This is a genomic window from Curtobacterium sp. UNCCL17 (genome assembly GCF_000686685.1).
Classification (GTDB): domain Bacteria; phylum Actinomycetota; class Actinomycetes; order Actinomycetales; family Microbacteriaceae; genus Curtobacterium; species Curtobacterium flaccumfaciens.
Genome location: NZ_KK366002.1, coordinates 147347 through 168627 on the forward strand (window position 1 = coordinate 147347; position 21281 = coordinate 168627).

At 72.3% G+C, this 21281-nt stretch carries 22 protein-coding genes, 1 pseudogene and 1 riboswitch; of the genes and pseudogenes, 11 read left to right on the forward strand and 12 right to left on the reverse strand.

Annotated elements, in window-relative coordinates; genetic code table 11:
• Positions 1-81: 81 nt before the first annotated feature.
• From BR70_RS0114490 to glyA, 3 genes are all read right to left on the reverse strand, one after another.
• Complete coding sequence (locus BR70_RS0114490; protein ID WP_027466641.1) at positions 82-531, reverse strand: hypothetical protein; 450 nt, start codon at positions 529-531, stop codon at positions 82-84.
• Positions 532-638: 107 nt separating this feature from the next.
• Positions 639-1574 (reverse strand): tetrahydrofolate dehydrogenase/cyclohydrolase catalytic domain-containing protein, encoded by a 936-nt coding sequence (locus BR70_RS0114495; protein ID WP_051596976.1) that lies wholly within the window; start codon positions 1572-1574, stop codon positions 639-641.
• Entirely contained in the window at positions 1571-2848 is a 1278-nt protein-coding gene (glyA, locus tag BR70_RS0114500) for a serine hydroxymethyltransferase (RefSeq protein ID WP_017888107.1), read from the reverse strand. The genes BR70_RS0114495 and glyA overlap by 4 nt, the downstream gene beginning before the upstream one ends.
• Before the next feature lie 96 nt (positions 2849-2944).
• Positions 2945-3029, reverse strand: a riboswitch (ZMP/ZTP riboswitch).
• A 38-nt stretch (positions 3030-3067) separates the two neighbouring features.
• Between glyA and clpS the strand changes: the two genes are divergently transcribed.
• Both clpS and BR70_RS0114510 read left to right on the forward strand, forming a co-directional pair.
• A complete protein-coding gene (clpS, locus tag BR70_RS0114505; RefSeq protein ID WP_027466643.1) occupies positions 3068-3373 on the forward strand; it encodes an ATP-dependent Clp protease adapter ClpS in 306 nt (101 codons plus the stop codon).
• A complete protein-coding gene (locus BR70_RS0114510; RefSeq protein ID WP_027466644.1) occupies positions 3370-3843 on the forward strand; it encodes a DUF2017 family protein in 474 nt (157 codons plus the stop codon). The genes clpS and BR70_RS0114510 overlap by 4 nt, the downstream gene beginning before the upstream one ends.
• A 43-nt stretch (positions 3844-3886) precedes the next feature.
• On the opposite strand, the gene BR70_RS0114515 is transcribed toward BR70_RS0114510, so the two are convergent.
• Entirely contained in the window at positions 3887-4759 is an 873-nt protein-coding gene (locus tag BR70_RS0114515) for an NmrA family NAD(P)-binding protein (RefSeq protein WP_051596977.1), read from the reverse strand.
• 75 nt (positions 4760-4834) lie between these two features.
• Between BR70_RS0114515 and BR70_RS22515 the strand changes: the two genes are divergently transcribed.
• The 6 genes and pseudogenes from BR70_RS22515 to nagA all read left to right on the forward strand — a co-directional run bounded on the left by BR70_RS22515 (position 4835) and on the right by nagA (position 9797).
• Entirely contained in the window at positions 4835-5350 is a 516-nt protein-coding gene (locus BR70_RS22515) for a MarR family winged helix-turn-helix transcriptional regulator (RefSeq protein ID WP_051596978.1), read from the forward strand.
• A complete protein-coding gene (locus BR70_RS0114525; protein WP_027466646.1) occupies positions 5347-5781 on the forward strand; it encodes a MarR family winged helix-turn-helix transcriptional regulator in 435 nt (144 codons plus the stop codon). Before BR70_RS22515 ends, BR70_RS0114525 begins: the two co-directional genes overlap by 4 nt.
• Positions 5782-5893: 112 nt before the next feature.
• Positions 5894-7276 (forward strand): annotated as a pseudogene (locus BR70_RS21170) (MFS transporter).
• An 81-nt stretch (positions 7277-7357) separates the two neighbouring features.
• On the forward strand, positions 7358-8218 hold the full coding sequence (gene purU / locus BR70_RS0114535; protein ID WP_027466647.1) for a formyltetrahydrofolate deformylase: 861 nt from the start codon (positions 7358-7360) through the stop codon (positions 8216-8218).
• Positions 8219-8226: 8 nt separating this feature from the next.
• Complete coding sequence (locus tag BR70_RS21175) at positions 8227-8634, forward strand: YrdB family protein (protein ID WP_051596981.1); 408 nt, start codon at positions 8227-8229, stop codon at positions 8632-8634.
• Positions 8631-9797: an N-acetylglucosamine-6-phosphate deacetylase gene (gene nagA / locus BR70_RS0114545; RefSeq protein ID WP_051596982.1), complete on the forward strand. Its 1167-nt coding sequence runs from the start codon at positions 8631-8633 to the stop codon at positions 9795-9797. Before BR70_RS21175 ends, nagA begins: the two co-directional genes overlap by 4 nt.
• 16 nt (positions 9798-9813) lie before the next feature.
• Here nagA and BR70_RS0114550 read toward each other — a convergent pair whose 3' ends face one another.
• The 3 genes from BR70_RS0114550 to BR70_RS21180 form a co-directional block, all read right to left on the reverse strand.
• Complete coding sequence (locus tag BR70_RS0114550) at positions 9814-12261, reverse strand: GH92 family glycosyl hydrolase (protein ID WP_231495710.1); 2448 nt, start codon at positions 12259-12261, stop codon at positions 9814-9816.
• A 119-nt stretch (positions 12262-12380) separates the two neighbouring features.
• The gene (locus BR70_RS0114555) at positions 12381-12845 is read right to left on the reverse strand and encodes a hypothetical protein (protein ID WP_027466650.1); all 465 of its coding nucleotides are present in this window, start codon (positions 12843-12845) and stop codon (positions 12381-12383) included.
• Between the two features lie 40 nt (positions 12846-12885).
• Positions 12886-13776, reverse strand: coding sequence for an SDR family NAD(P)-dependent oxidoreductase (locus BR70_RS21180; protein ID WP_051596983.1), 891 nt, complete (start codon positions 13774-13776; stop codon positions 12886-12888).
• A 77-nt stretch (positions 13777-13853) separates the two neighbouring features.
• On the opposite strand from BR70_RS21180, the gene BR70_RS0114565 reads away from it, so the two are divergent.
• Both BR70_RS0114565 and BR70_RS0114570 read left to right on the forward strand, forming a co-directional pair.
• Complete coding sequence (locus tag BR70_RS0114565; protein ID WP_027466651.1) at positions 13854-14426, forward strand: TetR/AcrR family transcriptional regulator; 573 nt, start codon at positions 13854-13856, stop codon at positions 14424-14426.
• A gap of 44 nt (positions 14427-14470) precedes the next feature.
• A complete protein-coding gene (locus BR70_RS0114570; protein WP_027466652.1) occupies positions 14471-15646 on the forward strand; it encodes a MalY/PatB family protein in 1176 nt (391 codons plus the stop codon).
• 39 nt (positions 15647-15685) lie between these two features.
• Here BR70_RS0114570 and nagB read toward each other — a convergent pair whose 3' ends face one another.
• Complete coding sequence (gene nagB / locus BR70_RS0114575) at positions 15686-16471, reverse strand: glucosamine-6-phosphate deaminase (RefSeq protein ID WP_027466653.1); 786 nt, start codon at positions 16469-16471, stop codon at positions 15686-15688.
• Between the two features lie 60 nt (positions 16472-16531).
• Here nagB and BR70_RS0114580 point away from each other — a divergent pair, with 60 nt between their 5' ends.
• Positions 16532-17011, forward strand: coding sequence for an NUDIX hydrolase (locus tag BR70_RS0114580; RefSeq protein WP_027466654.1), 480 nt, complete (start codon positions 16532-16534; stop codon positions 17009-17011).
• A gap of 133 nt (positions 17012-17144) precedes the next feature.
• Here BR70_RS0114580 and BR70_RS0114585 read toward each other — a convergent pair whose 3' ends face one another.
• Genes BR70_RS0114585 through BR70_RS0114600 form a run of 4 tightly spaced genes read right to left on the reverse strand, consistent with a single transcriptional unit; the run spans position 17145 to position 21227 of the window.
• Positions 17145-18215, reverse strand: coding sequence for an ABC transporter ATP-binding protein (locus BR70_RS0114585; protein ID WP_027466655.1), 1071 nt, complete (start codon positions 18213-18215; stop codon positions 17145-17147).
• Complete coding sequence (locus tag BR70_RS0114590) at positions 18212-19126, reverse strand: ABC transporter permease (RefSeq protein ID WP_027466656.1); 915 nt, start codon at positions 19124-19126, stop codon at positions 18212-18214. Before BR70_RS0114590 ends, BR70_RS0114585 begins: the two co-directional genes overlap by 4 nt.
• Entirely contained in the window at positions 19123-20076 is a 954-nt protein-coding gene (locus BR70_RS0114595) for an ABC transporter permease (RefSeq protein ID WP_027466657.1), read from the reverse strand. Before BR70_RS0114595 ends, BR70_RS0114590 begins: the two co-directional genes overlap by 4 nt.
• A gap of 5 nt (positions 20077-20081) precedes the next feature.
• Positions 20082-21227, reverse strand: a complete 1146-nt coding sequence (locus BR70_RS0114600) for an ABC transporter substrate-binding protein (RefSeq protein ID WP_027466658.1) — start codon at positions 21225-21227, stop codon at positions 20082-20084.
• Positions 21228-21281: the final 54 nt, after the last annotated feature.

Here is a 21281-nt window from a genome sequence, read left to right on the forward strand (position 1 = left end):
AGCCCGTGGGCTGTCGCTCAGCGCGAAAGAACGGCAGCACCCCGACAGCCCCGACCGCCGCGACCGCGCGCGACAGCCTGCTCAGCCGAGGTAGTCCGCGTACCGGACGTACTCCACGACGTTCCCGAGCACGAACGGGTGCGTCCGACCGTGCTCCACGGCCCACTCCACCCACGCGGTCTGCGCCGGCATGAGCAGCCACACCACGACGGTCGTCCCGAGCACGGCAGCCAGGGTCAGGCCCATCACGGTGTGCTCGTCGAAGCGGGCTGCACCACGGCGGGCGATCGCGACGACGAACCCGGCGACCGCGAACCCCACCGTCGCGAGCGTCCACCCGAACCAGGGGCCCGACGTGAACGTGTACTCCTGGCCGGCGTGCGCGAGTGTCATCGACCAGGTCGACCCCGGAGCCTGGAACAGCACGCAGAGCGCCACGATGACGATCAGCCACCGGGCGTCCTTGGTCAGTTGCGACGGCTCGGGCCGGGGGCGCATCACCGGCGCCGTCTGCAGTCGTTCGTCCCCCATGCCGCGACCGTAGCACCGGCGGAGTGCACTTCGTGAGCAGCAATGGTCGGGTGCGATGACGCCACCCGACCATTGCTGCACACCATCGGCACGCGAGAGCCCGCGCGCTACGACAGCTGGCGCTCGGCGGCCTCGACGACGTTCTTCATGAGCATCGCGCGGGTCATCGGCCCAACGCCGCCGGGAGTCGGCGACAGGAAGCCCGCGACCGATGCGACCGCGGGGTCGACGTCGCCGTGCAGCTTCGCCTTGCCGGTCTCCTCGTTGACGACGCGGGTGATCCCCACGTCGATGACGGCGGCACCGGGCTGCACCCAGTCGGGCTTGACGAGCCCGGCGACTCCGGCCGCGGCGACGATGATGTCGGCGCGACGGCACTCCGCGGCGACGTCGGCGGTCAGCGAGTGCGTCAGGGTCGCGGTGGCCTCGAGCCGCGTGAGCAGCAGGCCGAGCGGCCGTCCGACGGTCAGCCCCTGCCCGATGATCGTGACGTGCGCACCACGGATCGGGATCTCGTAGGCGTCGAGCATCGCGACGATGCCCCGAGGGGTGCACGGCAGCGGTGCGTCGATCGTGCCGGCACCACCGGGCACGGCGAGCACCAGCTCGCCGAGGTTGGTCGGGTGCAGGCCGTCGGCGTCCTTCGCCGGGTCCATCAGCTCGAGCATCGGCGTCGGGTCGATGCCCTGCGGCAGCGGGAGCTGCACGATGAACGCGGTGACCCGGGGGTCGTCGTTCATCTGCAGGATCGCGGCCCGGATGTCGGCAGCGGACGCCGTCTCGGGCAGGTCGATGCGGTGCGAGTCGAGCCCGATCGACGCCGAGTCGCGGTGCTTGCCAGCGACGTAGGACATCGAGCCGGGGTTCGAGCCGACCATGATCGTGCCGAGGCCCGGACGGATGCCGTGCTCGTGCAGGCGGTCGATCCGGCCCTGGAGTTCGTCGAGCGTCCGGGCGGCGAGGGCGGTGCCGTCGATGCGGACGGCACTCCCTTCACCGGCCCAGAGCTCGCGCGGGAGCGCCGCGCTGACCGAACCGCTCACGCGTAGAGCGGGAACGCGTCGGTCAGGACCTTCACGCGGGCCGAGAGCGCTGCGACGTCCGGGTTCGGCATGAGGGTCAGCGCGATGATGTCGGCCACCTCGGTGAACTCGGCGTCGCCGAAGCCGCGGGTCGCCAGCGCCGAGGTGCCGATGCGGACACCCGAGGTGACCATCGGCGGGCGCGGGTCGAACGGCACGGAGTTGCGGTTCACGGTGATGCCGACCTCGTGCAGCAGGTCTTCGGCCTGCTTGCCGTCGACCTCGGACGCGCGCAGGTCGACGAGCACCAGGTGCACGTCGGTGCCGCCGGTGAGCACGTCGATGCCCGCGGCCTTGGCGTCGTCGGCGGTCAGGCGGGCGGCGAGGGCCTGGGCGCCACGGATCGTGCGCTCCTGACGGTCCTTGAACTCCGGGGTGCCGGCGAGCAGGAACGCGGTGGCCTTCGCGGCGATCACGTGCATGAGCGGGCCGCCCTGCTGGCCCGGGAAGACCGCGGAGTTCAGCTTCTTGAACAGGGTCTCGTCGTTCGACAGGATGATGCCCGAGCGGGGGCCGCCCAGGGTCTTGTGGACCGTCGACGAGACGACGTGGGCGTGCGGGACCGGCGACGGGTGCAGACCGGCGGCGACGAGGCCGGCGAAGTGCGCCATGTCGACCCAGAGCTTCGCGCCGACCTCGTCCGCGATCTCGCGGAACTTCGCGAAGTCGAGCTGGCGCGGGTAGGCGGACCAACCGGCGATCAGGACCTTCGGCTGGTGCTCGATGGCCTTCGCGCGGATGTCGTCGTAGTCGACCTCGAACGTCTCGGGGTCGACGCCGTACGCCACGGCGTTGTAGATGCGGCCGGAGAAGTTGAGCTTCATGCCGTGGGTCAGGTGCCCGCCGTGCGCGAGCTCGAGGCCGAGGATGGTGTCGCCGGCCGAGGCGATGGCGTGCAGGACAGCGGCGTTCGCCGTCGCGCCGGAGTGCGGCTGGACGTTGGCGTACTCAGCACCGAAGAGCGCCTTGGCACGGTCGATGGCGAGCTGCTCGGCGACGTCGACGTACTCGCAGCCGCCGTAGTAGCGCTTGCCCGGGTAGCCCTCGGCGTACTTGTTGGTGAGCACGGAACCCTGCGACTCGAGCACGGCGCGCGGCACGAAGTTCTCGGACGCGATCATCTCGAGGGTGTCGCGCTGGCGGCCGAGCTCCTGCTGCAGGACGGCGGCGATCTCGGGGTCGACCTCGGTGAGCGGGGCGTTGAACGCGGCGCGGGCGGCGGCCTGCTCGGCCACCTCGGCCGAGTCGGAGACGAACGGGGGCAGATCGGCAATGGACACGGGACTCCTACGGTGTGCGGACGACCAGCTGGTCGCGCTCGGACGGTCGGTCGGTGCAGCCCAGGCGTACGGCCGCGCACCGTGTCTTTGTCGCTCCCCGATGGTGACCCATCCAACGCCAGTCGCGACCTGACGATCGTACCGAGGGACCCCGCCCTGTGTCACCCTGGATGCATGACGCTGCTCTCGCCCGACGTGGACGAACGGACCACCACGGACGAACGGACCAGTGCGCGGTCGGACACCCCGTGGGTCACGGTGGTGTGGGACGACCCGGTGAACCTGATGTCGTACGTCACCTACGTCTTCCAGCGGCACTTCGGGTTCTCGCGCGAGCAGGCCGAGCGACTCATGCACCAGGTGAACGACGACGGCCGGGCGATCGTGGCGTCGGGTCCACGCGAATCGATGGAGGCCCACGTACAGTCCATGCACGGCTACGGGCTGCAGGCGACCGTCGACAAGGCCCCCGAAGCGTGATCCCGTTCGTCCGCCGCGCCGACGGCGTCCACCTCGGCCTGTCCTCCGGCGAGCGCGACCTGCTCGCCTCGCTCACCGAGCAGCTGCGGCAGGTGCTCGGCGGCGACCTGTCCACCGATCCGATCAGCGAGCGGATGTTCCCGGACGCCTACCCCGGTGACGACGAGGCGAGCGCGGAGTTCCGGAAGTACACGCAGTCCGACCTGCTCACGCAGAAGACGACGAACGCCTCGATCGTGCACGACTGGCTGACGGGCACCCGCGACGGTTCGCTCGACGCCGAGGACGAGCAGGCGTGGCTCCGCACCCTCACCGACCTGCGGCTGACGATCGCCGACCGGCTGGGCATCGAGGACGCCGACGACGAGGAGCGCTCCGTCGAGGCCGACGCGGGCGTCGGCCTGCGCGACGTCTACGACTGGCTCGGCTACGTGCAGGAGCACCTGGTCGTGACACTCACGTCGCGCTGACGGCCCACGGCCTGGAGGCCCGGATCACCTCCGGCGCGACGGGTCACCCCAGCAGGTCGTCGCCGTGGGCTCGCGCCCAGTCGGTCAGGCTCCGGGGTGCGGAGCCGGTGATGCGCAGGACGTCGTCGCTCATCACGTCGACGCCGTCGAGGCCGCGTCGGACGACCCGGCCGAACTGCTGCCGGAGCCCCTCGGCCTGCCAGGCGGGCACCCCGCTCAGGTGCAGCACACCGGCGTAGACCCGGCTCGGCAGGTGCAGGGCGCGCACGGGTCGGCCGAGCCCTGCGGTGAGCGCGGCGGCGACACCCCGCGCGTCGAGCAGGTCCGGCCCGGTGAGCACCGGTTCGGTGCCGTCGTGGCCGTCCTCCGTCAGCACCCGGGCGGCGGTCCGGGCGATGTCCTCGGTGTCGATCCAGCCGATCACCCCGCGGCCCGTGGTGTGCGGGAACCACCCCCGTCGGATCGCGGGCGCCGAGGGCTGCACGTTCGTCATGAACGACGAGGGGTGCAGGATCGTCCACGCCAGCCCGCTCTCGCGCACCATCCGGTCGATGTGCCAGGCGGCGCTCGCCCACGACATCGGGGAGTGCTCGGCGGCGTCCCCGCCCGACAGCTGCACGATCCGGCCGACCCCTGCCCGCTGCGCCGCACGGACCCCGGTGGTGCCCTGCTCGCGCTGCCGCTGGCTCACCGGCGTCACGAGGAAGAACCGGTCGACCCCGTCGAGCGCGGCGGTGAGCGCGTCCTCGTCGTCCAGGTCGGCCAGGCGGCCGTCGATGCCCCGCGCCCCGAGCGCGTCGACCTGCTCGGGTCGTCGGACCACGGCTCGCACCGTCACCCCTGCCGTCCGCAGCAGCTCCGCCGTCTTGCCCCCGACGTCCCCGGTCACGCCGGTGACCGCCACGATCTCGCCCATGTCTGCTCCTCGTTCCACTGACCGGTTCTGATATCAGTTTCCTGATACGCGAACGTACGCCGGTACGATCACCCCGTGCCCCAGGAACTCCCAGCCCCGCGTGACGACGTCGACGGCATCGTGGCCTGGACGGTGATCCGGGCCGCACGGACGCTCTCCCGCCGACTCGCGGCCGAGCTGGCGCCGCTCGGGTTGACACCCGTCGAGTTCGGGGCGCTCATCCAGCTCGCAGCGGCCGGCGAGCTCAGCCAGGCCGACCTGGCGCGGGCGGTCGGCGTCCGACCGCAGAGCATGACGACGCTCGTCGGGGGGCTCTCGACGCGGGGACTCGTGGAGCGGGGTGCTGCACCGGGCCGCGGACGGGCCTCCCGGATGCGACTGACCGACCAGGGCGAGGCGCTGCTGGCACGCGCCCACCCGATCGTCCGGGCGAGCAACGCGTGGTTCGGCGACGGCGCGGAACCGATCTCGGCAACCCTGCTCCCGCTGCTCGAGCCGGACGCGGGCGACGACGGTTCCGCCGTTCCGCGACCGGTATCGGAAGGCAAACTTGCAAGGTGGGCTGGTGACGGACTAGCCTCCGGGGCGTGACCGACGCACCGGAGACCGACCCGACCGACCTGGCCGACGCCGTGCTGACGATGCACGGGCGACTGCGGCGGTCGTTGCTGGCCTCGAAGTCGGACGACGTCACGGCGTCGCAGACCGCCGCCCTCGGACGCCTGCTGCGGCACGGGCCGGCCACCATCGCCGACCTGGCCCGAGCCGAGGGTGTCCGACCGCAGTCGATGGGCGCGACCGTCCAGGCCCTGGTCGACCTCGGCCTGGCCGAGCGGCAGGCCGACCCGACGGACGGCCGGCGGTCGATCGTCAGCGCGACGGCGGCCGGCCGGGACGCGCGCCAGACCGCCTGGGCCGCGCGGAACCACGAGCTCGCCGAGCGGCTCGCGACCCTGCCCGAAGCGGACCGCCGCGTCGTCGCGCGGGCGATGGACCTGCTCGGGCCGATCGTCGATCCCTGACCCGCACCCCTCGCCCAGTCCTGCAACCGGAAGAAGCGCTCTCACGTCCACCACCACCACGACCCCCGACACGACCACGGGCAGCGGCTTCGGTCCGAAGCTCCTCATCCCGGTGCTCGTCGGGCCCCTGCTCAACCCGATCAACACCACGATGGTGTCGGTCGCCCTCACCCCGATCTCCCGCGACCTGGGCATCGGTGCGGCGCAGGCGATCTGGCTCGTCGCGGCCCTGTACCTGGCGAGTGCGATCGCGCAGCCCACGATGGGCAAGCTCGCCGACCGGTTCGGCCCGAAGAAGGTGTTCCTGACCGGGCTCGTCATCGTCGGGATCGCCGGGGTGGTGCCCGAGGTCCTGACCGGGTTCGGCGGCGCCGTGTTCGCCCGGGTGCTCATCGGCATCGGGACGTCGTCGGCCTAACCGGCGGCGCTCACCACGCTCCGGCAGCACTCCGCCCGGATCGGGAAGCCGACGCCGCCGCTCGTGCTCGGGGCGCTGTCGATCACGTCGCTCGTGTCCGCCGCCGCCGGCCCACCGCTCGGCGGGGCGCTCATCGCCGCTTTCGGCTGGCACGCGATCTTCCTGGTGAACGTGCCGCTCGCGGTGTTCGGCATCGTCGTGGCGACGCTCTGGCTGCCGTCCGACCGGCTGCGTCCGCGCGACGACGCCGACCTGCCGGTGCTGCAGGCGCTCGACCCGCTCGGCATGGTGCTGATGACCGGGACCGTCTCGGCGCTGCTCGTCTTCCTGCTCGACCTGTCCGCCGGGCTGTGGTGGCTGCTCGCGGTGGCGCTCGTGCTGCTCGTCGCCCTCGTGGCGTGGGAGCTCCGGGCCGTGCGACCGTTCGTCGACGTGCGGCTGCTCGCCCGGAACGGCGCGCTGTCCCGCACGTACGGCCGCCTGTTCCTGACGTACCTGCTCGCCTACACGATGACCTACGGGTTCTCGCAGTGGGTGCAGGACGTCGCGGGTTACCCGAGCGACGTCGCCGGGTACATCCAGCTGCCGGCCGCGATCGTCGCCGGGGTGGCCTCGTTCGTCGTCGCACGGAAGACCGCGATCCGCGGGCCACTCGTCGTCGCCGCGCTGGTGCCGATCCTCGGCGGTGTGCTCCTGCTCTTCCTGCACACCGGGTCGCCCGTCGTCCTGCTCGCCCTGACCCCGGCGCTGTTCGGGGTGCCGCAGGCGCTGGCGTCGGTGTCGAACCAGGCGGCGCTGTACCGGCTCGTCCCCGCGGAGTACATCGGCACCGCGGCCGGGCTGTCCCGCACCGCGGTGTACATCGGGGCGATCGCGGCGTCCTCGCTGATCGGCGGCGTGTTCGGCCAGGCCCCGACGACGCCGGACCTGCACGTGCTGGCGTGGGTGATCCTCGGCGTCGCGGTGCTCCTGACCGTGCTGACCCTGGCCGACCGTCGCCTGCGTGACGCCGACGCACCGGCCCCTGCGCGTGCGCCCGCGCCCGACGCCGCCGCCGCTGCGCCTGACGCTTCGTGAGCAGGAACGGTCGAGTCGCCGCTGCCCACTCGACCGTTCCTGCTCACGAAGCACATCCCCCGCGGCCGGTACCCTGATCCGGTGACCGACCCGACCCCCACGCACTGGACCCTGACGCTCGTCTGCGACGACCAGCCCGGGATCGTGCACGCCGTCTCCGGAGCGATCGTCGCCGCCCAGGGCAACATCACCGAGTCGCAGCAGTTCTCCAGCGCCGACACGAACACGTTCTTCATGCGCCTGCAGGTGATGGCGCCGGTGGACCGCACCGCCTTCGAGGCAGCGCTCGCCCCCGTCGCCGCCCGCTACGACGCCCGCGTCCAGCTCGACGTCGTCGGGCGTCCGCTGCGCACCCTCGTGCTGGTGTCGAAGGCGGGCCACTGCCTGAACGACCTGCTCTACCGGCAGCGCGGCGGACAGCTGCCGATCGAGGTCCCCCTCGTGCTGTCGAACCACGCGGACCTGTCCGAGCTCGCCGCGTTCTACTCCGTGCCGTTCGAGCACCGCCCGGTCACCGACGCCGAGTCGAAGGAGCAGATGGAGCGACGCGTGCTGCAGGCGGTGGAGGAGCACGACATCGAGCTCGTGGTCCTCGCCCGCTACATGCAGATCCTGTCGCCCGAGCTCTGCGCCGCGCTCGAGGGCCGCGCCGTGAACATCCACCACTCGTTCCTGCCCGGCTTCAAGGGCGCGAACCCGTACCGGCAGGCGCACGCCCGCGGGGTGAAGCTCATCGGTGCGACCGCGCACTTCGTGACGAGCGACCTCGACGAGGGCCCGATCATCGAGCAGAACGTCGTCCGCGTCGACCACACCAAGGAACCGGCCGAGCTGGTGTCCATCGGGCAGGACGAGGAGTCCCGCACGCTCACCCAGGCGGTGCGCTGGATCGCGGAGGACCGCGTCCTGCTCGACGGCGCCCGCACCATCATCTTCAAGTAGGCAGCACCATGACCAACGCCCCGCAGTCCCCCGTCGACTGGGAATCGGTTCCCGACCCGGCCGCCGTCCGGCAGCCGCGACGGCGGTTCGAGGCCTGGATGGTCCTGCGGATCGCCGTGATGGTGTTCGGCCTGCTGTCCCTGGCCTTCTGGGGCTACTGGTCGTGGCAGCTCCCGCTCCCCGGCTACCTGTTCATGGTCGGCGCCCCGCTGTTCGCCGCGGTCGTCTGGTACTTCTTCCGGTCGCCGCGGTCCCCGATCGAGACCGACATCGTCGGCAAGACCATCGTCGAGGTCGCCCTGGTCGTCGCCGCAGGCGCGACCTGGATCTCCATCGGGCACCCGGTCGTCGGGATCGTCTTCATCGTGATCGCCGCTCTGAGCGGCCTGATCGCGTTCCGCAAGGAGACCGCATGAGCACCACGGGCCTCCAGACCGGCCAGGAGGCCCAGCGCACGCTGGTCCGCGCAGCCCGCGTCGTCGACACGGCCGGCACCACGGCCGACGGCTGGGTCCTGGTCGTCGGCGACACGATCCACGCGACCGGCTCCGGCCTCGAGGCCCCCGCGGCCGACCGGGTCGTCGACCTGGGCGACGCGGTCCTGACGCCCGGCTTCGTGGACCTGCACGGGCACGGTGGGGCAACCGAGGCGTACGAGGACGATTCGTTCGACCGTTCGCTCGCGATGCACCGTTCGCACGGCACGACCCGCTCCGTCCTGTCGCTCGTCGCGAACCCGGTCCCCGCCCTCACGGCGTCGCTGGCCCGCGTCCGCGCCGTGATGGCGGCCGACCCGCTCGTGCTCGGCGTGCACCTGGAGGGACCGTTCCTGTCCCCGCACAACAAGGGTGCGCACAACGAGTCGTTCCTGATCGACCCGACACCCGCCGCGGTCGACGCGCTGCTCGAGGCGGGCGAGGGCGTCATCCGCCAGGTCACGATCGCGCCCGAGCTGCCCGGAGCCCTCGACGCCGTCCGCCGGTTCGTCGAGGCCGGCGTCACGGTCGCCGTCGGCCACACGGTCGGCACGTACGACCAGGCCCGTGCCGCCTTCGACGCCGGGGCGACGATCCTGACCCACGCGTGCAACGCGATGCCCGGGCTGCACCACCGCGCACCGGGGCCGATCGGCGCTGCCGTGGCGGACGACCGTGTGACGCTCGAGCTCATCCTGGACGCCGTGCACGTGCACCTGGTCGTGGCGGAGACGCTCTTCCGGGCGACGCCGGGTCGTGTGGCGCTGATCACCGATGCGATGGGTGCCGCCGGCGCTGCGGACGGCTCGTACCGGCTCGGATCGCTCGACGTCACGGTGACCGACGGGGTCGCGCACGTCGCGGGGACCGACACCATCGCCGGGTCGACGCTGACGCAGGACGTGGCGCTCCGCAACGCGGTCTCGCTCGCCGGGCGGACCCTGCCCGAGGCCGTGGCGGCGCTGACGAGTGTGCCGGCCGCGGCACTCGGGATCGGCGACCGCCTGGGTCGGCTGGCTCCGGGGTTCGCCGCGGACCTCGTGGCGCTGTCGCCGTCGCTCGAGGTGCAGCGCGTGTGGGGCGGCGGGCGCGAGCTGCGCTGAAGCGCGCAGCGCGCGTTCAGCGGTCGACCGGGCGCCCCCGCTCGCCGCTCGCCCACGACGTGTCCGCCGTCTCCCCGACCCGGAGCGACAGCGTGCCGCCCCGCGTCACGAAGGACGCCGGCACCCACGACCGCTCGAGCGTCCGCCCGTTCAACCGGGCTCCCTGCACGTACGGCTCGGTCCCGTTCGACCGGATGACGATCCGCTCCCCGCTCGCGCGCCGGATGTCGACCGTGCTGAACGTCGGGCTGCCGATGAGCATCTCCGCTCGCCCGGGCGTCTGCGGGAACAGGCCGATCGAGGCGAAGACGTACCAGGCGCTCATCGTGCCGAGGTCGTCGTTGCCGGGCAGGCCGCCGGGGCCGGTCGAGTAGGCGTCGTCCACGACCTGCCGCACGGTCTCCTGCGTCTTCCAGGGCTTGCCGAGGGCGTTGTACATCCACGGCGTGTGGATGTCGGGCTCGTTCGTCGGGTCGAACTTCGTGGCGTCGCCACCGGTGACCGCCCAGTTGCCCGAGGCGTCGTGGAAGAAGTCGTCGAGCCGTGCGACCGCGGCGTCGTCCCCGCCGAGCGCGCTGGACAGCCCCTGCACGTCCTGCGGCACGAGCCAGGTGTACTGCGCGCTGGTGCCCTGCGCGAACCCGGTCCCCGTCGACGGCGACCAGCCCGGCGTCCACGAGCCGTCGGCCTGCCGCGCGGCCTGGTACCCGACGGCGGCGTTGAAGGTGTTCTTCCAGGAGGTCCCGCGCTCGGCGAACATCCGGGCGTCGGAACGAAGTCCGAGGGAACCCGCCCAGTACCCGAGCGCGCTGTCGGAGATCGAGTCCTCGAGGGTCTCGGCCGCACCGCCCCAGCAGGAGCAGTCGTCGTTCGCCGCGTACTGCCGCTCCAGGTACTCGTCGAGTGCGGGCCGCTGCGCCAGGCACTGCCCCGGGCACCCGATGTCGCTCTCGGCGTCCGCGTTCTCGACCGTCGCCTGGCGTTTCAGCGAGGCGTAGGCGGCCCGGACGTCGAAGTTCCGGACGCCCATGGCGTACCAGGTGGCGAGCGTCGCGGCCGAGGGGTCGCCGGTCATCACGTGCGTCGGCGCGCCGAGGTGCAGCCACCGGTCCCAGACCCCGCCGTTCTGCTCGGCGAACCGCAGCATCGACTGCGCCATGTCCCCGGCGACGTCCGGCCGCAGCAGCGCGAGCAACTGGATCTGCGCCCGGTACTGGTCCCACCCGGAGTACGTGCCGTAGACGGTCCGGTGTCCGCGGTCCATCCGGTGCACCCGCAGGTCCGGGCCCAGGTAGCGCCCGTCGCGATCGTTCAGCGTGTTCGGCTGCATGAGTGCGTGGTAGACCGACGTGTAGAGCTGGGTGGTCCGGTCCGCCGTGCCGCCGCCGACGCGCAGGCGCGACAGTTCACGGTTCCAGGAGGCCCGTGTGCCGGCCGCCACGCTGGCGACGGTCGAGCGCTTGGTCACCTCGCCGTCACGGTTGGCGACAGCCCCGGCTGCGCTCACGTACGAGATGCCGATCTTCGCCTGCACCGTCGCTCCGCGACGCGCGTCGAACCCCACCCACGCGCCGGAGCCGCGTCCGGCGCGGTCGGCCCCGGTCAGGTAGCCCTCCCCACCGGAGGAGGACGTGCCTCCAGGCTGGACCGTCCCGTCCTTCCAGGTGCCGGTGCTCGCGAACGCCGTGTCGAAGGTCGCGGTGAAGTACAGGCGGTAGTAGCTGCGGCGGTCCGGGTTGGTGGCGCCGCCGCCGTTCGCGCGGCGGCTGCAGAAGCCGCCCGTCAGGACGCTGCCGCTGACCGTGCGGGTGCGGGGGTCGACGCGGGTGATCGCGGCCTCGCTGCCGTTGATCGAGTTCGACGTGCGGAACAGCAGGTTCGCGTCCTTGCCGGCCGGGAACGTGAACGCGCCGACGCCGGCGCGCGTGGTGACGGCGAGGTCGGTGCGGACGCCGTTGTCGAGCGTGACGCCGTAGCGGCCGGGGCTCGCGGACTCCTGGTCGTGGGAGTACCCGGCGGCGTAGACAGCGTCCTTCGAGTCGGCCGACGGCGAGGTCGTGACCGGGGTCGTGACCGGCATGATCGGCACGTCTCCCGCAGCACCCGGAGCACACCCGGCCCCGTTCAGGTGCGTCAGGCTGAAGCCGCGCAGCCGGTTCACGTCGTACGAGTAGCCGTTCGCGACCGGGGTCGACGTCTGGTCGCCCGCGGTCCCGGTGGGACTCCACTGCACCATGCCGAACGGTGCGGTGGCCCCGGGCCAGGTGTTGCCGTTGTTGCTCGTGCCGACGAAGGGGTCGACGTACCGGGCCGGATCGCTCACGGTCCGCCCGGCCTGCGTCGATGGCGAGGCCACCGCCGGCGCGGCGACGATCCCCGTGCCCAGCAGTACGGCGATCGTGGCCACCGCGGCGAGCGGGAGCGGACGGACGAGCGGGCGACGGTGCACGCGAGATCGGTTCACGTTCGTGACGCTAGCCCCCTCGGACGGGGGACGTCCGCTCTCGTCACCCAGCGCTCTCCCGCTGTTCACGTCGGGTTCGGCGACGGGCCCCGGCGCCCTCCGGTGCTGCCGGCTCGGGGTCAGCCGCCGTACTCCGCGCAGCTGTCGGTGCCGCTGTAACAGGCCGGCGCCTCGCGATCACGCCGGGTGTCCTGCTCCGTCTGGTTCCAGCGCCCCTGCGGGACGGCGAGGACGTAGGCGGCCACGAGCACGATCGGCACCATGACGACGGCGGTCACCACGACGCCGGTGCGCCCCGTCCGGACGCCGAGGAGCACGGCGACGAAGCAGGCCACGGGTCCCAGGACGAGCAAGAACTCGTAGGTGTGGACCGCACCGGGACTCTCGACGTTGTCCCCGAACAGGCGCAGTGTCGAGACGATCGTGGCGAACATCGCGACGGGAACGACGCAGAGCACCAGCACCGCGGCGAGCGCGACGCGGCGCTCGACCCGGACGCCGCAGCCCTTCCGGCGCTCCCGCTCGAGCCGCGCGTACTCCGCACCCACCGGGTCGTCCGTCGCTGCGTCGTCCACCCCCATCATCGGGTGAGTGTCGCACGGAACGGTGCCGACCGGTACGTGATCAGGCCGTCGTGCGCGCGGCGACCTCGTCGACGAAGGTGCGGACCCGCTGCCGGAACCCCGGGTCGGCGGCTGCCCCGCGGACGGGGACGACGTGCAGCCGCCGGTCACCCCGACGCAGTGCCGGACCGACGAACACCCCCTCGGCGACGTCCGGTGCGGTGGCCGACCAGAGCGTCGAGCGAGCGCCGTCCTCCGCGGTCCGGGCCATGCTGCGGGCGACCAGGCCACCGAGGCGCTGCGTGAGGGTCTCGGCCTGGTCGTTCATCCCCGTCGCCGCGATGCCGGGGTGTGCGATGACCGAGCGGACGTCCGAGCCGGCCGCGCGGAGCCGCTCGCCGAGGTCGACCGCGAGCGCCGTCGCCGCCGTCTTCGAGTCGGTGTACACGGCGAACTGGGAGTAGCCGCTCGCATCGTCGACCCCGCCCGGTGCAGGCACGCGGCGGGTGCGCTGCGACAGGTTCGACCCGACGAGCACGACCCGGGGTGACGGTCCACCGAGCACCGGGAGCATCGCGTCGGCGATGCCGGCCGGGCCGACGACGTTGGTGGCCCAGGTGCGTTCGATGCCCTCGTCGGTCAGCCCGAACGCGCCGAGCGTCGCGCCGGCGTTGTTGACGAGGGCGTCCACGACGATGCCGTCCGCGGCGAGCTGCCGGGCGAATGCCGTGACCGAGGCGACCGACGCGGTGTCGACGACCCGCGCCTCCAGACCCGCGGGTAGGACGCGAGCCGCCTTGTCCGGGTTGCGGACCGCCGCGATGACGCGCGCTCCAGCGGCGGCCAGTCGGGTCGCGACCACCAGACCGAGTCCGCCGGTCGCACCGGTGACCACGACCGTCCGCCCGTGCTGGTCCGCCATCTGTCCGGGCTCCCACGTGAAGGGTTCCATCGTCGTCTCCTGTCCGCACTCCGTATCGAATCGGATGATCCATCCGGAACGCTAGCACAACCGGATAGGGTGTCCGCATGACGATCGCCATGGCCCGTCCCGAAGCGCTGCGTTCCGATGCGCAGCGCAACCGGACCGCGCTGCTCGACGTCGCCCGGTCGTTCCTCGAGCGCGGCGAGCAGCCGCTCCTGAACGCCGTCGCACACGAGGCCGGTGTGGGTGTCGGGACCGCCTACCGGCACTTCCCGTCGCAGCAGCACCTGCTCGAGGCGCTCGCGATCGACGCGCTCGAGGACATGCTCGACCTCGTCCGTGTCGCCGTCGCGCTGCCCGACACAGGGGACGCGCTCCGCGGGGTCGTGACGGCTGCCTTCCGGAGCATGGTCGACGATGCCGCCCTGGGCGACCTGCTGACGAACGGCGGGTTCTCGTGCGCCGACACCGCTGCGCTCGCAGGAGGCCTGGTGGTGTCCGTCGACGCACTGCTCGCTCGGGCACGGGCCGAGGGGCTCGTGCGTGCCGACGTCGACGCGGACGACCTGCGACGGCTGCTGTGCGGCATGCGGGCGGCCGCCGTGGCGGGAGGCTCCCGGGTGCACGACCCCGAGCGCTACGTCGAGGTGCTGCTGGCGGGCCTCCGCCCGGCCTGACCGCCACCCTCGCGCCCCGCGTGCCTCGCTGTCAGGATGGGCGCATGAGCGTCATGGTGTCCGTCTTCGATGCGTACCGGTTCCGCACGAGCGAGAAGTACACGGCCTACCCGCCGGACGTGCTCCCCATGTTCGTCGCCGAGATGGACAGCATGCTCGCCGAGCCGATCCGCGACGCCCTGGTCACGGCGGTGACGAACGGCGACACCGGGTACGTCGGGCACGGGCGGGCCCTGCCCGAGGCGTTCGCCGACTTCGCCGAGAGCCGGTGGGCGTGGCGGGTCGACCCCGACCTGGTCCGCACCACCACGGACGTGTCGGTCGCTGCGGTGGAGGTGCTGCGCCGGGTCATCGAGCCGGGCGACCAGGTGGTCATCATGCCGCCCGTGTACCCGCCGTTCTGGGAGTACGTGTCCGAGGCCGGCGGCACCGTCACCGAGGTCCCGCTGCTCGCCCCCGCAGGCCCGGCCGACCCCTTCGACACCACGGCCGGCTGGCGGATGGACCTGGACGGCCTCGCGCAGGCGTTCGCCGACGGAGCCCGCACGGTGCTGCTCTGCAACCCGCACAACCCCCTCGGCCTGGTGCACGACCGTGCATCGCTCGTCGCACTTGCGAGGCTGGCCGCCGAGTGGGACGCCGTCGTGGTGTCCGACGAGATCCACGCGCCGCTCGTGCACGCCGACGCGGCGTTCACCCCGTTCCTGGAGTCCTGCCCCGAGGCCGCATCGCTCGGCGTCGCCCTGACGAGTGCGAGCAAGGCCTGGAACCTCGCCGGCACGAAGTGCGCCATGATGATCGGCGCCTCGGAGCGGGCCCGCGCCTGGTTCGACGGCCTGCCGACCGAGGTCGTCGAGCGCACCGGCATCCTCGGCTACACCGCGAGCGTCGCGGCCTTCAGCGAGGGCGAGCCGTGGCTGGCGTCACTGCTCACCGAGCTCGCGGCGAACCGGCGCACCCTGGCCGAGCGGATCGGCGACGTGCTGCCCGGCGCCGAGTACCGGCAGCCGCAGGCGTCGTACCTGGCGTGGCTCGACCTGCGGGCGCTGCCGTGGGGCGACGACCCCGCGGCGGAGCTCGTCGACCGGGCGAAGGTGGCGCTCGGCTCCGGCCCGGCGTTCGGACGGCAGGGCCGGGGCTTCGCGCGGCTGAACTTCGGGTGCTCGGCGGAGACCCTCGACGAGGGGCTCAGCCGCCTCGCCGCAGCCGCGCGCGCCTGACACCGGACCTGGACCGGGCCGGAAGACGCCGGCGGCGGCCTACTCGAACCGCTGCCAGGCCGGCTTGTTCGCGTACGTGTAGCGGTAGTAGTCGGCGAGCTGCAGCCCGGCGGCGGCTTCCTCGTCGACGACGACGGTCGCGTGCTCGTGCAGCTGCAGGGCCGAACCGGGCACGAAGGAGCTGAGCGGCCCCTCGACCGCCGCGGCGACGGCCGCCGCCTTCGACGGGCCCTGGGCGACGAGGACGAGCTCGCGGGCCTCGAGGATGGTGCCGAGCCCCTGCGTCATGCAGTGCGTCGGGACCTGCTCGGGCGAGTCGAAGAAGCGCGCGTTGGCGTCACGGGTCGACGGCGCGAGGGTCTTGATGCGGGTGCGCGAGGCGAACGACGACGTCGGCTCGTTGAACCCGATGTGGCCGTTGGCCCCGATGCCGAGGATCTGCACGTCGATCCCGCCCGCGGCACGGATCGCGGCGTCGTACTCCTTGGCCGCGAACTCCAGGTCGGCGGCACGGCCGTCCGGCACCCGCACGCGCGACGCGTCGAAGCCGAGGGGCGCCACGACGTCGCGGGTGATCACGGCAGCGTACGACTCGGGGTGCTCGAGCGGGATGCCGACGTACTCGTCGAGGGCGAACCCACGGGCCTCGGCGAACGAGATCTCGCCCGACTGCACCCGGCGCTGCAGGTCGGTGTAGATGCCCAGCGGGCTGGATCCGGTGGCGAGACCGATGACGGCGGACGGCTTCTTGGCGACGACGGACGCGATCTTGGCCGCGGCGACGCGACCGACCTCGTCCGGCGTGGGCAGGATGATGATCTCCACATGCCCAGCCTACTGGTCATGACCAGTCTGCGACAGGGGTCGTGTGGGTAGCGTGGAGGCATGCCGACCCCCGACTTCGTCCTGTCCCTGCGCGAGAAGATCGGCACGGCGCCGCTCTGGCTGTCGGGCGTGAGCGCGATCGTGACGCGCGGCTCCGGCGCCGAGCGCGAACTGCTCGTGGTGCGACGGGCCGACACGGGCGCGTACACGCCGGTCACCGGGATCGTCGACCCGGGCGAGGAACCGGCCGTCGCCGCCGAACGCGAGGTCCTCGAGGAAGCCGACGTCGTCGCCGTCGCCGAACGCCTGGCCTGGGTGCAGGTGCTGCCCGAGATGACCTACCCGAACGGCGACCGGTCGCAGTACCTCGACCTGGTCTTCGCCTGCCGGTACGTCTCCGGGACGCCGAACCCCGCCGACGGCGAGAACACCGAGGCGTTCTGGGCTCGGCTCGACGCCCTGCCCGACATGTCCGAGAACATGCGGGCACGCGTCGAGGCCGGGCTGGCGGACGAGCGCGAGGCGCGCTTCCAGCGCTGACCCCACCGGCCTGGAGGCGCGGTGCCAGGCCGCCACGGGCCTCCCGTCCGCGTCCCCCGACGTTTCGGGCACAGCGACAGTCCACGCATCTGGTCGCGCGCGGACTGTCGCTCAGCGCGAAACCTCGTCGCGACTACGCGAGCGGCGCGACCGCGACCGGTGCGCCGAGCAGGCGCACGGCGGCGGGGTCGCCGGTGGCCCGGCGGTCGCCGACCTCGTGCTGGACGGTCACGACGGTGTCGTCGTCCAGGCGGACGGTGGTGCGGCGGATCGACCCGAGGAAGCTCGAGGTGACGACGGTGCCGGTGATGCCCTCGGGGGCGAAGGCGATGTCCTCCGGCCGGACGTAGGCGAGCACCGGGCCGTCCGGAGCCGAGGAGTCGAGCGCCGGCACCCGGAACCCGTACACGAAGACGTCGCCCCCGCGCAGGTCGCCCTGCAGCCGGTTCGACTGGCCGACGAAGTCCGCCGTGAAGGCCGACGACGGGGTGCGGTAGAGCTCCTCGGGCGTGCCGATCTGCTCGATGTCGCCCGCCTGCATCACGGCGATCCGGTCGGAGACGGCGAGCGCTTCCTCTTGGTCGTGCGTCACGAACACCGTGGTGATGCCGAGGTCGCTCTGGATGCGGCGGATCTCGTCGCGCAGCGAGACCCGGACCTTCGCGTCCAGGGCCGACAGCGGCTCGTCGAGCAGGAGCACCCGGGGGCGGGTGACCAGGGCACGGGCCAGGGCGACGCGCTGCTGCTGCCCGCCGGAGAGCTGGTGCGGGTAGCGCTCGGCGAACTCGCCGAGGTGGACCATGTCGAGGGCCTCGACCACGCGGCTCCTGCGTTCGGCGGCGGGGACCCGGCGCATCTCGAGGCCGAAGGCGACGTTCTGCCGGACCGTCATGTGCGGGAACAGCGAGTACTGCTGGAACACCATGCCGATGTCGCGTTTGTTGACCGGGGTGTCGGCGACGTCCTGGCCGTCGATGCGGATCGAGCCGGCGTCGATCGCCTCGAGGCCCGCGAGCGCCCGGAGCGCCGTCGTCTTGCCGCAGCCGGACGGGCCGAGCAGCGACACGAACTCCCCCGGCTCGACACGGAGGGACAGCCCCGCGAGCGCCCGGTGTGCGCCGTAGTGCTTCTCGACGGCGTGGAGTTCGACGACGGCACCGGTGGTGGCGAGGGACGCCGGGGCTGCCGGAGCGGTGACGGTCATGCGGACTCCTGGGTGCGGGGACGACGGGTGGTGCGGGTGCGGCGGACCCGGCCCGTGCGACGGGTCCCGATGCGGCCGATGAGGACGAGCAGCACGAAGCCGAACACGAGCGCGGCGACCGAGAAGATCGCGGCGACGTACGGGTCGGTCCCCTGCACGAGCACGAGCCCGGTCTGGAACGTGCTGCGGGAGAGGAACGCGGCGAGGGTGTACTCGCCGAGGACCACGGTGATCGTGAGGAAGCACGCGGCGGTGATGCCCCGGCGCAGGTTCGGCAGGAGCACGCGCCAGGTGACGGTCCACCACGAGGCACCGAGTGAGCGGGCGGCCTCGGACAGGACGATCAGGTCCATCGCGGTGATGGCGGCGGCGATCGGGCGGAACGCGAACGGCAGTGTGACGATCCCGATCGCGAACGCCAGCGTCCAGGCGCCGGAGCCGAAGACCTGCGAGACGACCTGGTAGACGGGGATGAACCCGACGACGAGCACCACGACCGGCACGGTGATCGGCACGATGCAGACGAACTCCAGGATGCGTCGGAGCCCCGGGTAGCGGAGCGCGGTGATGATCTGGGCGGGCAGCAGCACGAGCAGCACGATCCCGACGGTGATCACGGCGATGAGCAGCGACGCCCCGAGCCCGTCGAACACGGGCTGGTAGGTGAACGCGTTGGCCGGGTCGCCGATCGCTGCCCAGTGCGCGAAGGTCAGGCCGCCGTCGGTGCCCTGCCGGAACGTGAACTGCAGCAGGGCGACCAGCGGGACGGCGAACAGCAGCCCGATCACGGTGAGCACGGTCACTGCCGCACCACGGGACGGGGCCGTGCCGAAGCGGCGGACGCGGGACGGGCCTCCGAGCCGAACCGGCTGCGCCGGACGCACCGGGCGGACCGGTGCCGCCGCGCTCATCGCTGCCACCTGGCGGCTCGGCGCTGCAGCAGCGAGTAGGCGCCCATCACGACCGCCATCACGACGACCATGCCGAACGCGAGCACCCCGGCGACGTTCTGCAGGCCGACGAGCGTCTCGCTGGTGAGCTGCGTGCGGATCGTGAGCGGCACGATGCCGCCCTGCGAGATGAGGGCCGCGGCGGTGGCGAACGACGAGAAGCCGTTCGCGAAGAGCAGCAGGAGCGACCCCCAGAACGCCGGCGCCAGGACCGGCAACGCGATCCGGCGCCAGTACGTCAGGCGCGAGGCGCCGAGGGTCGCGGCGGCCTCGCCCCACTGGGCCTTGACACCCTCGAGGGCGGGCATGAACGTGAGGACCATGAGCGGCACCTGGAAGTAGACGTAGGGGATGACGAGCCCGGGCACGGTGTACAGGAAGGCGCCGTCTGCGTTGAGGTCGACGTGGAAGACCGTGACCAACCACGTCGTGACGAGTCCCTGCACGCCGATCGTGGCGATGAACGCGAACGCGAGCATGACGCCGCCGAACTGGGCGAGGACGCTCGCCGCCGAGTCGATCATCGACCGGACCAGTCCGTCCGGCCGCAGTGCCGAGAGCGCCCAGCAGACGACCGCGCCGAGCACGGCTCCGATGACCGCGGAGGCGGCGGACAGGCCGAACGACCCGCCGAACGCCCGCAGCACGGACGGGTCGGCGAAGGCCGCGAGGTTCGCGAACGTGAACGCTCCGGAGCCGTCGAAGAAGCCGCTGCCGATCGCGATCACGGCGGGGACCGCGAGGAACAGCAGGACGTAGGCGGCGAAGGGGGTCAGCCCCAGCCAGGCGAGACCGACGCGGCGCCGGACACGGGGTCCGGCGCCGCGACGGACGGCATCGGCGGGCGCGGACGCCGGGCGCACGGTGCTCGGAGCGCTCGTCGCGGGCGCGTCTGCCGATGCGGTGGTCATGCTGCTCAGGACCCCATCGTCGAGGACCACTTGGCCTTGAGCACCGTCGCGGCGTCGGCGACCTGGGCGTCGGTCAGCTCGACGTAGTCCTTCGGCGCGCCACCGGCGGCGTCGAGGGCGTCCTGGTCGACCTTGCCGGACTTCTCCATCGCCGACAGGGTGGCGGGGAAGGCACCGGCCTGCAGGTACAGGTTCTGGGCCTCCGGGCTGGCGATGTACTCCTGCCACAGGCGGGCGGCCGCGGGGTTCGGGGCGTCCTTGGTGATGGCCTGCGAGTAGTACGAGCCGAGCGCCTGCCCCTTCGGGACGACGGTCTTCCAGTCCTTGTTGCCACTCGCGCCCGCTGCCGGTCCCCACGCCAGGTTGTTGTACGACCACTGGATGACCACGGGGGTCTCACCCGAGGCGACCGTGGCCTGCGTCGGCAGCACGTTCTGGAAGTTGCCGGCCTTCTTCAGGTCGCCGAAGTAGTCGACGCCCTTCGTGATGTCGTCGGCCGAGCCACCGTTCTCGAGCGCCGCCAGGTAGACGGCCGATGCTGCCTGGTTGGCCTGCGTCGGGTCGCCCGCGATCGAGACCTTGCCCTTGTACTCGCTGCCGAGCAGGTCCTGCAGGTCCTTCGGGGCGTCGGAGATCTTCGACGAGTCGTACCCGATCGACATCAGGCCGGTGTAGTCACGCGTCCACGCGCCGTCCTTGTCCTTCAGGTCGGTGGGGATGTCGTCCCAGTTCGCGACCTTGTAGTCGGTGAGCAGGTCGAGGTTCTCCTGCAGCACCGCGTTGCCGAGGTCGAGCACGTCGGGCGCGGTGGACTGGCCCTTCTGCGACTTCACGGCGGCGACCTCGTCGGCGCTCGAGCCGTTCGGGTTCGCAGAGTTGATCTTGATGCCGTACTTCTTGGTGAAGCCGTCGATGATCTTGCCGTAGTTGGCCCACGACGGCGGCAGCGCGATGACGTTCAGCTGACCCTCGGCCTTGGCGGCCTTGACGAGGGCGTCCATGCCGCCGGCGGACTGGGCGCTGGTGGCGGTCTTCCAGTCGGCGTCGCCGTCGGAGCCGGCGCTCGCGGAGCTCGTCGCCGAGCATCCGGCGAGGGTGACGATCGCTGCGGCGGCCAGGGCGATGCCGGCCAGGGTGCGCTTGTGCTGCACGGGTGGGCCTTTCGGGTGGGGGAAGGTGCTGAGGTGACCGGGGGTCCGGGTTCT

Bases quoted from the DNA above. Each gene is read 5' to 3' on its own strand.
- BR70_RS0114490 (WP_027466641.1), bottom strand. From the start codon at position 531: ATGGGGGACGAACGACTGCAGACGGCGCCGGTGATGCGCCCCCGGCCC.
- clpS (WP_027466643.1), top strand. From the start codon at position 3,068: ATGACGCTGCTCTCGCCCGACGTGGACGAACGGACCACCACGGACGAA.
- BR70_RS0114515 (WP_051596977.1), bottom strand. From the start codon at position 4,759: ATGGGCGAGATCGTGGCGGTCACCGGCGTGACCGGGGACGTCGGGGGC.
- BR70_RS21175 (WP_051596981.1), top strand. From the start codon at position 8,227: ATGACCAACGCCCCGCAGTCCCCCGTCGACTGGGAATCGGTTCCCGAC.
- nagA (WP_051596982.1), top strand. From the start codon at position 8,631: ATGAGCACCACGGGCCTCCAGACCGGCCAGGAGGCCCAGCGCACGCTG.
- BR70_RS0114555 (WP_027466650.1), bottom strand. From the start codon at position 12,845: ATGATGGGGGTGGACGACGCAGCGACGGACGACCCGGTGGGTGCGGAG.
- BR70_RS21180 (WP_051596983.1), bottom strand. From the start codon at position 13,776: ATGGAACCCTTCACGTGGGAGCCCGGACAGATGGCGGACCAGCACGGG.
- BR70_RS0114565 (WP_027466651.1), top strand. From the start codon at position 13,854: ATGACGATCGCCATGGCCCGTCCCGAAGCGCTGCGTTCCGATGCGCAG.
- BR70_RS0114570 (WP_027466652.1), top strand. From the start codon at position 14,471: ATGAGCGTCATGGTGTCCGTCTTCGATGCGTACCGGTTCCGCACGAGC.
- BR70_RS0114580 (WP_027466654.1), top strand. From the start codon at position 16,532: ATGCCGACCCCCGACTTCGTCCTGTCCCTGCGCGAGAAGATCGGCACG.
- BR70_RS0114585 (WP_027466655.1), bottom strand. From the start codon at position 18,215: ATGACCGTCACCGCTCCGGCAGCCCCGGCGTCCCTCGCCACCACCGGT.
- BR70_RS0114590 (WP_027466656.1), bottom strand. From the start codon at position 19,126: ATGAGCGCGGCGGCACCGGTCCGCCCGGTGCGTCCGGCGCAGCCGGTT.
- BR70_RS0114595 (WP_027466657.1), bottom strand. From the start codon at position 20,076: ATGACCACCGCATCGGCAGACGCGCCCGCGACGAGCGCTCCGAGCACC.